The organism is Paenibacillus sp. CB74, from assembly GCF_055687625.1.
The window spans coordinates 5,384,204-5,396,499 of sequence record NZ_CM146009.1 but is presented as its reverse complement, the minus strand read 5'-3'; the positions used below and the strand labels follow the sequence as shown (position 1 = coordinate 5,396,499).

Below are 12,296 nucleotides of genomic sequence, written 5' to 3'. Positions count from 1 at the left end.
AACTTCACCGTAACAATACAAAAGCAAAAGAACTCTTCATGAGAAATAGCATAAAGAGTTCTTTCCATAGAATTGAACATACAAGAATTAAGCTTTGCATGATTAGCAGATAACACCTTACTTGCGTCAAATTTATACGAATGGATGTGGAATATACAGTTCTTCTAAACGCATAATTTCTTCAGAAGTCAATTTAACCGACAAGGCCAAAACCGCATCTTCCAGATGGCTGATTTTGGTCGAACCCATAATCGGCGCTGTGACCTCTTCCTTTTGTAGCAACCATGCAAGTGCAATTTGTGCGCGCGAAACTCCCCAGTTAGCTGCAATTTCTACAACTCTTTCCGCGACTTTGCGATCGGCCTCTTCCGTTTTATTAAACAATGCCTTTGCTACCTGGTCCTTCTCTGATCGTGCGGTCTGCTCATTCCAATCCCGAGTTAACCGGCCTGCAGCCAAAGGCAGGTAAGGAGTGACGCCAACTCCCTCGTCTCTGCAAAGGGGGAGCATTTCTCGTTCTTCTTCCCGATAGAGCAGGTTTAATCTATTCTCCATGGAAACGAACCGCGTCCAGCCGTTACGCTCTGCGACATGCTGAGCTTTCGCAAACTGCCATGCTAACATGGAGGATGCTCCGATGTATCTGACCTTGCCCGCCTTAACTAAATCGTGAAGAGCCTCCATAGTCTCCTCAATTGGCGTATTAGGATCCCACCGATGAATCTGGTACAAATCGACATAGTCTGTTCCGAGTCGTCTTAGACTGTTATCAATTTCGGTCATGATAGCTTTACGAGAAAGTCCCAAAGCATTCGGACCTTTGCGCATCGGAACAAATACCTTTGTTGCTATGACGACTTCGTCACGATGAGCAAAGTCCTTTAGAGCACGCCCGAGAATTTCTTCGCTTGTTCCGTCGGAATACATGTTGGCGGTACTAAAAAAGTTGATGCCCGATTCGAGTGCCTTCTTAATTATCGGTCTGCTTTGCTGCTCATCCAGAGACCATGGGGTATTGCCGCGTTCAGGTACTCCGAAACTCATGGTTCCAAGACTTAACTTTGAAACCTCTAACCCGCTGCGTCCAAGTTTTACATATTCCATTTGGTTGCACACTCCTTAAGGATATTGGGAAGGCATACACGCCTTCAGGTTGTATACACATAATTCGGTGAGCCCGTGCTACTCGAGACTACGTCACCACGAGAGTTGGCGTCTTTCGTTTGAGAATGTGCCCGTCGGACCGTCCTCGTTGAGGAGTGCAAGGCGCACGGGATGTCGCGCGGCTTGCTCGACGGTGCCCGTGCCCTCAAAGTTGTTGAGATCCGTCGCGGTGAAGCCTGGGCATACTGCATTGACCTTAATGCCTGTCGACTCGAGTTCAATGGCAAAGGCGAGCGTAATTGCATTGAGAGCCGTCTTGGAAGGGCTGTAAACGGCTCCGAACATCTCGCGTTGTGAATTAGTCGGATTCGCGTTCAACGTCAGTGAGCCCGAACCGCTTGATACGTTGACGATACCCGCTGGCGGCGCTTCACGAAGGAGCGGCAGCATCGCTTGCGTGACGGCGATGACGCCGAACATGTTCGTCTCGAACACGGCTCGCACCTCTTCTAGAGATGCAACGCTTGGGCGTCCCGACTTCCCAACCTCCTCAAGAGGCCTGCCCGTCGGACCATGGTGCGATATGCCCGCATTATTCACGAGCACATCGAGACGACCGAGTTCACTTCTGATGCGCTCTGCCGCGGCGGAGATAGAATCCTGATTTGTAACGTCGAGTTGGAGGGCATGGGCATCCGCTCCAACACTCTTCGCGGCTGTCTCCCCTTTCTCGAAATTGCGGGAGCCGATGAGCACCGTGAAGCCGCGAGCCGTGAGATCTTTGGCAATTTGAAGACCGATTCCTTTATTGGCTCCGGTGACCAAGGCCACGGGTTTATCCTGCATAAGAAACAACTCCTTTAGTGGGGATTTACTGTTCAATACAGGTTAATACATCAACTCGGTACTCGAGAGTTTTCTCATAGGTTGACATGTCAACCTATGTATAGGCTAACACCTTGTGGTTGACGTGTCAACTATGATATTATACTCGCATGGATATCAACAAAGTAAACGAAGATGAAATGCAAATATGGAATATGTGGAAAGGCTCCTTTAAACGAATCTTCGGTCGCGTTGTTAAGGAGCTTTCTGAACATACAGGACTATCAGAAGGGGACTTTGGAGTACTAGATCGGTTAATTCAATTCGGAGATGGCAAGCTTCGTCAACAGGAACTAGCCGACTCGATGAACTGGGATAAGAGCAGATTATCCCATCATTTGACGCGGATGGAAAAACGGGGCCTTGTTAAAAGGGGGCCATTAAACGCAGATCGTGGTGTCCAGGTCATCATTACTTCTGCCGGAAAAGCAGCTTTGGATGAGGCCCTGCCCATTGTCTCAATGGCAATACGCAAGTATTTTCTGGATCAATTAACCGATCAAGACATTGAATCGATTACGAAGCTTGCGGAAAGAACAAAAGGCGACCCTAGCCTCTAGTAAAGCCTCGTTAACTTGTTCGTTTCTCTGGGCACTGTTCATGCTGTATATTCAAAAACGACAAGGGACTGAACCGGTCTTTCCCTTTATCTGTACCTCCAAGAAATGCAGCAGCCCGTTTAATTCGGCTTTTCCGCCAGTCGTGGGTAGCTCACCCCCTTTTCACCCTATTTGTGGTATGGTTCCCCCCGATTTATCTTCACAGCGCGATAAATCTGCTCCACCAGCACCAGCCGCATAAGCTGATGCGGCAGGGTCATGCGCCCGAAGCTCAAGCGCTGCTTCGCGCGGCGCAATACCTCATCGGAGAGACCGTGGCTTCCTCCGATGACAAACACGACATGGCTCGTCCCATACGTACCGAGCTTGTCGATCTCCAATGCCAGCTCCTCGGAACTCCAGAGCTGGCCATCCAATGCGAGCGCGACAACATGCGCTTCGCTCTTCACATGCGCGAGGATGCGTTCGCCCTCGCGCTCTTTTACCGCCCGAACCTCAGCTTCGCTCAGGGTATCGGGCGCCTTTTCGTCTGCGACCTCGATCATCTGAAACTTGATGTACGGAGCGAGCCGCTTGGCATATTCCTGAATGCCCAGCGTCAGATATTTTTCCTTCAATTTGCCTACGCCAATAATCTGAATAAACATAAAATCCATTCCTCCTAAATTATCTTGCTTGCGCAATATTCTATAAGTAAGATGCATCATTGCATCGTTCGTTCCAACGGTATTATACCTATCCTACACATTTCTCCAAATTCTAACGAACTCCACACACCTTAATTAGCCTCATTTTAGCTCCTTTAAAATCTAACGAATCCAAAACACGCTATTTAGCACCAAACGAGCACTCCCCAACACTTTCAAGGCCATTTCATCAATATAACGTGTCTACGATTCGTTAGATTTCAACCAAGCGGTATTTGCCACGAATAAGGTCCGTCAGTTTCTTCAGAGTTACTCCGCCCAACCCAGCCACGCCACCGTCCCTACCGACATCGCTGTCACCCCATTTCTACTATCCCCATACCCAGACTCCCATTTCTATTACCTACACACCTTGCACGTTTGCTACAACCTGACTCTTCCCAACTCGAAACAGAATCTACTCACCATAATCCTTCTCCTACTCTCCCTACTCCACCGTCAGCCCCCACAACCCTCGCCCAACTCCAAGCTGCCTACCAACACCCCCACCAATTCCCGCACAAACACAAAAAGAGCGCTCATCACGCTCTCCTTGGCTTCTTGCTGTGATGTTCATACCGGATGGAAAGTCAGCCTGAAGCGCCACCTTAAGTCACGCCTCCAGCCGTCTAAGTCCTACAGTACGCTAAACGACGAGGAATTCCGCGTGCTGTTCGCACTCGGCGCACTTCGCAGGCGGGTCCCAATCGGCAAATTCCGTCTCCTTCAGATCAACGATATCTGGAGCGTCCTCATACTCATCGACAAACATGTCGATGGCAATGTCCACGTGTTCTTTGCATACAACGTACATCCGTTAAGCATCCTTTCTGTAACCAGCTATGTTCCCGATTCACAACCGCGTATCCCATTACAGGATAGCCACTTCTCAGTTCTATCACACCTGCCGCCGAAAAGAAACCCCTGCATGTCGAATGAACGCAAAAAACATCCCTCCTGCACAGCAGGATAAGGATGTTTTCTCTTCATATACACGATATTGTTAAGCTCTTATACATTCTTCCACAAGCCTATCAATAGACTTACGGCCAGGAGATATCGCCTTTAATTACTTTTGCGCCTGTCTCCAGGTCACCTGTATTCGTAAAGTCTGGGTATGCTTCTTCCATCGCAGCGATCAACGCTGCAGAATCCTTAGCTTTCTCTGCTTCCGCTTCAAACTTGGCGATATAATCGCGGGTAAAGTTCACGCTCGAAATATCACCCGCACTTGTACCTACATAGTGACCCGGAATAACATGCTCTGGATTCAAGGCCGTAATTTTATCCAGCAGCTCACGCCAGTTATCGCGGCTCTCAGGGGTTTGGTTATCGGCCATCCAGACATGTTGGTTCTCGTATACAGGAACCCCGCCCAGAACTGTTTTGATGGATGGAACCCACAGAACAGTATGTGATGGATCTGGTCCATCCAATCCAATAATCTGTACAGCCTCACCATCTACAGTGAATTGATCGCCATCAAATGCATCAGGCACAACTTGTGCAGTTGGAGCATTTTCCTTCAAGATCGGGTTCCAGTAATCATTTTTTACTTGAATCGTCGATTTGATTCCTTCAACCGTAGCCGGTGTAGCTACAATTTTCACATCAGGATATGCCTCACGAATCACGGACAGACCGAAATAATAGTCCGGATCTTGATGACTGATAAATACGGTTGTCAATTTTTTGCCTGTAGCTTGGATCAGTTTGACCACTTCTTCGGCATCATTCTTCTGGAACTGCGCATCCACGAGAGCCACTTCAGTTGGGCCTTCAATTAGGTTCGAGGATACTCCAAAGATGCTTTTACTTCCAGGGTTAAATGTTGTAACTTTAAGCTCTGCCGCTTCCGGAGTTTTTGTGTTTTCCGTTGCTGTATTCGTTGTTTCTGCGGCATTGGATGCCGTATTATCTGCTGTTCCGGCATTATTCGTTGCGCTCGCACCACAAGCACTCAAAACTAACATGAGACTCAGGAGCAAAATTGCTCCAGTTGTTGATTTTTTGTTAAACATCGTATAAATCTTCCTCTCTAATGTCTACGATCATATGCATATGTGCTAACAATCGGAATTTAACTGGGTTGTTATTTGGATTCAATTGCGCTTTGCACCAGGTAACTATCTACATACTGTTTGAACTTGATAATTTTTTGATCTTGAAGCTTCCAGATATGCACGAAGTCTGCTTCAAAATATTTTCCTGTTTTTCGATACGTTCCAGAATACACGCCCACTGCAATAATCGTATCGCCATCTTCATAGAACTCGCTGACTTCTGCCTTATAGCCATCCCATTCCGTGCCCAAACGGTAGAACACATTCTGAGAAATATCATCATATCCGATGTATGTTCCCGCATAAGGAAAACCTGCTGCTTCTGTCCACTCCGCTTGTTCCGCTAAATAGGTCTGATACTTCACACCGTTTTCCTTCGAATCACCTTGGTATGTGCTTTGAATGATCTCCAGATTACTCGGCATGGTTCACCCCGACAGCCTTAGCGGCAAGAATTAATCCAATCTCAAGCGTATCCAGTCCGGGGAACCGTGATTTCATATTGGCTATAATTTGATCTGTTGTTGGTGATACACTCAATACTTCATCATAAGCAATCAGGTAACGCCGTGTATTGGCGATCGCCCCCGGTGTATTCTCTGTATGGTAAGCCTGATGCCCTGCAATAACGATCTCAGGTTGCAATGCTTCCAACTCATCCAGTGTACGATGCCATGCCTGACGGGATTCAGCATTCGTTTCCAACGTCCACACAAACGTTTCGTTATATACAATGTCGCCAGTAATGGGAGCTTTAATGGATGGAATCCATACGTAACTGTTATTGGGTGTGTCTCCCTGCAGACGACCTTTGATTCTCAGTTCATGACCTTCCAGTTCAATGACATCCTGATTCAATGCTTCTGGAATTACCGGTTCGTCTGGGACGTTATTGCCAACCGTTGGTTTCCATTGATCGATTTTTTTGGCAAACGTATTTTTGATATCCTCAACCGTCTCTGGAAGAGCAACTACTTTGGCTTGCGGATAAGTCGACTTAATGACTTCAAGACCGAAATAATGATCTGGGTGGAAATGCGTGATATAGATGTGAGTTAGATTTTTACCCAGCTCCAGCAGTCTTGCAGTCAGGCGATGGGCATCACTAAGCAGGAATTGAGCATCGACCAGAACCGCATCATTCTCTCCGTAGATGATTGCTGAGTTAACGTTAAAGGCTTGAACAGAACCTGTGAAAGCTTCAATCGATAATTTAGACATGTGTATCGTCCCCTTTTAATAATGAATTTATGATCCAGCTAAAGTATTGGTCTCGCGCAAAATGCAAATTATACTTACTTCACGCTGCATGTACCATCCACGCATTGATCAGCTGATCCAGAACCCGTCTGGTTGTCATTCAAAATAGTCAATGGACGAGATTCCTTCCATGCTGCATCCAGTACTTCGAGAAATTTCTTGCTGGACTGTGCTCCCGAAAGAGCATATTTACGGTCAATGACGAAGAATGGAACACCTGTTGCGCCCACTCGTTGCGCTTCCGCTTCATCAGCACGAACTTCGCTGGCATAATCATCCCCCTTAAGGATTTGGCGGACCTCAGCTTCTTCCAAGCCAGCATCTACCGCCATCTCAATCAGTGTTTGATGATCACCCAAGCGCCGACCTTCTGTAAAATAACCCTGGAATAAATCTTGTAATATTATCTCTTTTCCTTGCTCTGAAGCATATTTTGCTAAGCGATGGGCATCGAACGTATTCGTGAGCTGAATGGAGTCAAACTGAAAATCAATTCCAGCCGCTCTTCCTTCTGATCCAATATTATCGTTCATGGCAATCGCCTGTTCGCGGCTCATTCCATACTTGCCAACCAACATGTCATGCACATCATGATCTGCACTTTGCGGAGCATGAGGGTCAAGTTCAAAACTTTTAAAAACAAGCTCTACGTCGTCTTTATTGGAAAATTGCTCTAAGGCCGTTTCGAATCTTTGTTTTCCAATAAAACAAAAAGGACATGCAAAGTCTGACCAAACCTCTACTTTCATATAAAAAAACTCCTTTTTGAATTCATGTTGTAACTATAATGATTACAACTCGATTATGTAACTATTATAGTTACAACTAATTTCCTTTGTCAAGCATCACGTTTAAAATGAATACAAAAAAACGAGCCCGCTAAGGCTCGCTTGATGTATTTAGGTAACTTTATGTCCCTTATCATTTTGTTTTGTCTATAATCTGCTCGTCAGCTCTGATGGTTACTTCAATCCCGATTGCGCCTTCGTCAACAGCTTGCCACTTTGAAAGGCAATAACTGCATTGGCACCATTGCCAGCAGTACCTTTATAGTTGTAGACCACCATATTCTCCGCTTCACTCAGCGCCTCACCTTCGCCACCAAGGATCTCGATAACCTCTTCCACAGACATGCCAACCTCAAGCTTCTCATACTGGGCAAACGTAATCAGCACCCCGTCCCCTTTCCCGGCCGATCCGTTGTTTCCGGATGCAGCAGGCGTTTGACCACTAGCCCCACCTACTGCAATCACATTTGTACTCAGCTCATTCAACTTGGTCTCAAGTGCTGCGATCTTTTGCTCCTGCTCAACGCTCTTGGCTCCCTGTTCCACCAATTTCTTCTCAAGCCCAGCAATTTTCTCTTGCAGAGCACTTGTATCCACCGATGCTCCTGTCGTAGCAACCTCAGATCCACAGGCAGACAACATCAACAGGGACAGCATCAAGCTTGTTCCCCCAAGTATCTTTTTCTTCAATCGTTCCATTAGAAATACCCCTTCCATTTTGAAATAAAAATAAGATCGACAAACAGATGTTATTTGCATCAGCGACCGTTTGAACATATAGACAACAGTTTACCACAGCCCAAGTCTGATGTATCTGCTACTTTGGCTCCGGGTCTAACTGATCATGAGTACATATTACAAATGGTTGATCTACTCATTTACTGTCGAACGAACACGTCCACTCATAATAACTAAAAAAGAGTGGTCAGTAGATCTGATCACTCTTCTAGCTTTCCCTATTTCAATCCGCCCAACAGTATAGGCTTCGTTGAACTTCCTTTACTCCGGTTTATCTGTCAGCTTCACCGATAATTTCTCCGCTTTGCCATCCCGGTAGAAGGTCACTTCAATCGTATCCCCAATCTTCTTCTGATCGTATAGATACTTCCGTAGATCTAGCGTGGAGGTAATTTTTTGCCCGTCAAATTCCGTAATGACATCATTCAGCTTCATGCCCGCATCAGATGCCGGACCCGATGCTTCCAGCACAACCACACCGCTGTCCACGTGAGATGGCAGCTTCAGATCCTTGCGCTGTTCGTCATCCAGGGGTGCATATGGGTTGCTCAGATCGACCGTGTATACGCCCAGGTATGGACGAGATACTTTGCCGTTCACCAGCAGAGAATCTACGGTTTTCATCACTTCGTTCATCGGAATCGCGAAGCCGAGACCTTCCACACCCGTATCCGAGATTTTCATCGTGTTGATGCCGACCACTTTACCGTTCAGATCGACGAGTGCACCGCCACTATTACCCTCATTAATAGCCGCATCCGTCTGGATCACGTTTTGCTCCCAGTCGTACACGCCGTCCTGATTAATCGATACAGGTAGAATACGATCTGTGTAACTGACAATACCGGAGGTCAGCGTACCGCCCAGACCGAGCGGGTTTCCAATCGCCAGCACCGTTTGACCGCGCTGAAGTTTGCTGGAATCACCGATCTCCGCCACTGCACCCAGCCCTTTATCTTCTGCGGATAATACAGCAATGTCGCTCACACGGTCCTTACCGACCAGCTTCGCTTTATGTGTCTCCCCGTCCACAGTCACGATCTCCAGGTCACTCGCACCTTCCACGACGTGGTGGTTGGTCATAATGTAGGCCTTGCCATCTTCCTTCTTGAAAATGACCCCTGATCCCAACGCAGAATCTTCCATCGACAGGCTGCTGCCCGTTTTATGGTTCACGATGCTCACAACAGAAGGGCGCACCTTCGCCGCTGCCTGAATAATCCGATCGTATGGATCAGCTGCCTGTGCTGTCTGAGCACCGCCTCCACCACCATTACCTGTAGCATTAGCCAGCGGTAACGATGCGGGCTGTGTGATGAAGCTAAACAGCATGACGGTCACGATGGAGCTGATCACCGAGCTGATCACAGCTACTTTCACTGTAGAGCTGATTCCCGTACGCGATCTGCGCGGATTACTCCAGCGGTCACGTCCACGTGCTCTGCCTCCAGGGCGAATGATCTGAAGTTTGCCTTTCTGTTCAGGTTCGGCGCGTCTTGATACTTTGGTTGAATAAAAATCGTCTCCAAACAATCCCATCGTGATCCTCTCCCCTTCGTTGTCACGCATCAAGACCCTGACTGCCGCCTAAGTTGTCGCATGAATCAACGATGATGGTGTCCTTACGTTCCCCCACTCCAGCCACAGCCGAGCTTTCGATCGCTGTTACTCACAAATTTTTTTATTCCATTTTCCTCGGTAAAATTTGTTCATAGCGTATGCTTCCGAAGCAGCTTTCTTTCAGAAAGCTTTCAGGCGATCGCTCTGTTTCTTCAGGTTTCTTCTGTCGTCTTCGTTACGTGAAGACTCCAACGGTTTCCCATGCTTTTTTGCATTTTATAAAATGGTCTTTCATATCGCCGCATCCCGGCTTCCAATCGAATAGAGATACAGCGTCTATGTACAACAGAACGGACACGCCATTCTGTCAGTGACTCTATCAATCATGCTCTCGCATTCTATGACATGCCATTTCACACGCAAAACAGCCAAAATCACAATGCTCCTCATATACTAAACACGCCAAATCCCAAAAAGTTGCATAATAACGAAAATTAACGCACATTTCTGCTATAACGCGTTTAACAATAAAGGTCCATAGTATCTATCACCACAAAATCCGGTTCGCTAAGCGCCGTTTTGGCCATTTTGAAGAACTTTTTTACCCCTGCATGGTCACAGGTTCAGCATACACGCCTTATCACTGAAATGTTAGCGGCAAAAAGAGGAATGTTTTCCATCAAGCCTGACTACAATAATAGTAAAAGACAATTCGAAGCTTCATAGAGGAGGAAGTATACATGGATCGCACGCGTACACTCACAGCCATGGACGAAGTTCATATGGCGGCCAAGCTGGCCGATCTCAAGGAAGAACACTATCGCAATACCCTTGCACTGAGTACCATCATCGAACTGCTTATTGATAAAGGCATCCTAACCCGCGAGGAAGTCGAGCGCAAAGCCGCCGAACTGGACAGCTTTATGGCTCACCCACCCTATCCCATGGCGTAGGCCGGTCGTAATACGTATCACAGAGTTTGAACTCATGATCCCGATAAAAGCATCCACGGCTCTCCATCGCGTCACGCACCGACATTTTCGCCAAGTCCATCATATTATGATCCCGGCTAAGATGTGCCAGATACGTGCGCTTGATGCGTCCGTTCATCAATTCACTAAGCGCTGCCCCTGCTGCTTCGTTCGACAAATGCCCAATGTCGCTCAAAATCCGGCGCTTGGTGTTCCACGGATAACGCCCCATACGCAGCAATTCGACATCATGATTCGCCTCCAGCACCAGCACGTCGGAATCAGAGATTGCATCGCGAACCTTGTCGCTCATGTATCCCAGATCGGTTGCAACAGACAGCTTCTCACTGCCGTCATCGAACGTATACCCTACTGGCTCAGCCGCATCATGCGAGATCCCGAAGGATTCCACGCGCAGTGACCCAAAATCATGCTTTTCACCCGTCTCAAAAATCCTCCGGTTTTCCTCTGGAATCGCCCCAACCGACTTTTCCAGCGCCGCCCACGTATTCAAATTCGCGTAGATTGGTAAATTATATTTCCGAGACATCGCGCCTAGTCCTTTAATGTGATCGGAATGTTCATGTGTAACCAGAATCCCGTCCAGTTCTGCCCCAGAAATCTCCCTTTCCTGAAACAGTGCATCCAATCGCTTCGCACTAAGACCCGCATCAATCATGAGAGAGGTCCCCCCATGCTGTATGACCGTGGCATTACCTGTCGAACCGCTGGATAACACGGTAAAATATATCCCCATAACGCATTACTCCCCTGGTTTGTCTGTCTTGGGACTGAATACATCCCCACTGATGCCCTGCACGTACAACACTTCGCCACTTTCCAGCACGAACCGCCATGCCGGCATCGCTACCTGTATATCTGAATTGAACAACTGGCCGTAATAGCCCAGCTGAATATCTTTGACAATCGCATCATTTGGCAAAAAGTTCTCGATCAGCGTTCCCAGCGCCTTCGACGCCGGAAGCACCTGCTGATCGCTCTCCTCGGCGGTCGTAATCCGCACCGGAGTCTGACGATAACCCTTTATTTTCTGGTCGCTGTAGAACAGCTCCAGACTCACATTGAAGAGCGGCCATTTGCCATCCACCAGTGGGTGAAGCACAAAAGCCCCATCCTCGGCCATCAGCTGATCCAGCCGGTATGTCCCGATCTGTGGAATCTCACGCTGTAATGCATCTTCCAGCTCACTCTGTGAGAAAATCAACTTGCTATCTACCGGCTGTTCCAGCTCCATATCAACACCAGCCTTGTCCTCTTCAATGAACTCATAGGACAACTTCGGCAACTTCGGCGTTTCATTCGGAATCGGAGCCAGCACCTGGATGCCCTTCTCTTCCATCGCCTGCTGTGTATTGTCTGCCAGTGAGGTGAAGTCCAGATTGGCTCCGGCCGTCTCCCGCGCATCCATCCAGATCTGGTATCCCAGCACCAGATTGAGCAGCAGAAAGGCATAGATCAACACATTTTTCGCCCGTCCCCAATCCATAACATCCACCCCCTAAACTAGCTGCTTGCAATACTTTCTCAAGTTGCCTACACACTCCACCGGAACTGGCCGTTTATAGCCTTTGAACTTAAAGCTATACGATAACGGAGAGGGCAGAAATAACCTGAAGAAGCGGAGCGTTCGCCTTTACCACCAGATTTCTCCCGTGTTAAA

At 47.7% G+C, this 12,296-nt stretch carries 14 protein-coding genes; 2 read left to right on the top strand and 12 right to left on the bottom strand.

Annotation, left to right across the window (positions count from 1 at the left end):
* Positions 1-132: 132 nt before the first annotated feature.
* Together ACX9NY_RS23970 and ACX9NY_RS23965 are read right to left on the bottom strand one after the other, a co-directional pair.
* Positions 133-1,104: an aldo/keto reductase gene (locus tag ACX9NY_RS23970; RefSeq protein ID WP_472475443.1), complete on the bottom strand. Its 972-nt coding sequence runs from the start codon at positions 1,102-1,104 to the stop codon at positions 133-135.
* A 93-nt stretch (positions 1,105-1,197) separates the two neighbouring features.
* Positions 1,198-1,950 carry an SDR family oxidoreductase gene (locus ACX9NY_RS23965; RefSeq protein WP_472475441.1) on the bottom strand — a complete coding sequence of 251 codons (753 nt, stop codon included), beginning with the start codon at positions 1,948-1,950 and terminating at the stop codon, positions 1,198-1,200.
* Between the two features lie 149 nt (positions 1,951-2,099).
* Here ACX9NY_RS23965 and ACX9NY_RS23960 point away from each other — a divergent pair, with 149 nt between their 5' ends.
* The gene (locus ACX9NY_RS23960; RefSeq protein WP_472475439.1) at positions 2,100-2,549 is read left to right on the top strand and encodes a MarR family winged helix-turn-helix transcriptional regulator; all 450 of its coding nucleotides are present in this window, start codon (positions 2,100-2,102) and stop codon (positions 2,547-2,549) included.
* A gap of 167 nt (positions 2,550-2,716) precedes the next feature.
* Here ACX9NY_RS23960 and rlmH read toward each other — a convergent pair whose 3' ends face one another.
* The 8 genes from rlmH to ACX9NY_RS23920 form a co-directional block, all read right to left on the bottom strand.
* Positions 2,717-3,196: a 23S rRNA (pseudouridine(1915)-N(3))-methyltransferase RlmH gene (gene rlmH, locus ACX9NY_RS23955; RefSeq protein ID WP_017691463.1), complete on the bottom strand. Its 480-nt coding sequence runs from the start codon at positions 3,194-3,196 to the stop codon at positions 2,717-2,719.
* Positions 3,197-3,881: 685 nt separating this feature from the next.
* Positions 3,882-4,049 (bottom strand): CxxH/CxxC protein, encoded by a 168-nt coding sequence (locus ACX9NY_RS23950; protein ID WP_017691462.1) that lies wholly within the window; start codon positions 4,047-4,049, stop codon positions 3,882-3,884.
* Between the two features lie 229 nt (positions 4,050-4,278).
* Positions 4,279-5,256, bottom strand: coding sequence for an MBL fold metallo-hydrolase (locus ACX9NY_RS23945; RefSeq protein WP_472475435.1), 978 nt, complete (start codon positions 5,254-5,256; stop codon positions 4,279-4,281).
* 71 nt (positions 5,257-5,327) lie between these two features.
* On the bottom strand, positions 5,328-5,723 hold the full coding sequence (locus ACX9NY_RS23940) for a nuclear transport factor 2 family protein (protein ID WP_339258110.1): 396 nt from the start codon (positions 5,721-5,723) through the stop codon (positions 5,328-5,330).
* On the bottom strand, positions 5,713-6,519 hold the full coding sequence (locus ACX9NY_RS23935; protein WP_472475433.1) for an MBL fold metallo-hydrolase: 807 nt from the start codon (positions 6,517-6,519) through the stop codon (positions 5,713-5,715). The genes ACX9NY_RS23940 and ACX9NY_RS23935 overlap by 11 nt, the downstream gene beginning before the upstream one ends.
* Positions 6,520-6,593: 74 nt before the next feature.
* Positions 6,594-7,307, bottom strand: coding sequence for a DsbA family oxidoreductase (locus ACX9NY_RS23930; RefSeq protein ID WP_472475431.1), 714 nt, complete (start codon positions 7,305-7,307; stop codon positions 6,594-6,596).
* Positions 7,308-7,520: 213 nt separating this feature from the next.
* Positions 7,521-8,045 carry a hypothetical protein gene (locus ACX9NY_RS23925; RefSeq protein ID WP_339238867.1) on the bottom strand — a complete coding sequence of 175 codons (525 nt, stop codon included), beginning with the start codon at positions 8,043-8,045 and terminating at the stop codon, positions 7,521-7,523.
* Positions 8,046-8,345: 300 nt separating this feature from the next.
* Positions 8,346-9,623, bottom strand: coding sequence for a S1C family serine protease (locus ACX9NY_RS23920; RefSeq protein ID WP_472475429.1), 1,278 nt, complete (start codon positions 9,621-9,623; stop codon positions 8,346-8,348).
* 761 nt (positions 9,624-10,384) lie between these two features.
* Here ACX9NY_RS23920 and ACX9NY_RS23915 point away from each other — a divergent pair.
* Positions 10,385-10,597: a hypothetical protein gene (locus ACX9NY_RS23915; protein WP_036611899.1), complete on the top strand. Its 213-nt coding sequence runs from the start codon at positions 10,385-10,387 to the stop codon at positions 10,595-10,597.
* Here the strand turns inward: ACX9NY_RS23915 and ACX9NY_RS23910 are convergent.
* A complete protein-coding gene (locus tag ACX9NY_RS23910; protein ID WP_339258117.1) occupies positions 10,566-11,372 on the bottom strand; it encodes an MBL fold metallo-hydrolase in 807 nt (268 codons plus the stop codon). The two genes, ACX9NY_RS23915 and ACX9NY_RS23910, sit on opposite strands and share 32 nt — an antisense overlap.
* Positions 11,373-11,378: 6 nt before the next feature.
* Complete coding sequence (gene yycI, locus ACX9NY_RS23905; RefSeq protein ID WP_253442245.1) at positions 11,379-12,122, bottom strand: two-component system regulatory protein YycI; 744 nt, start codon at positions 12,120-12,122, stop codon at positions 11,379-11,381.
* Between the last annotated feature and the right edge of the window lie 174 nt (positions 12,123-12,296).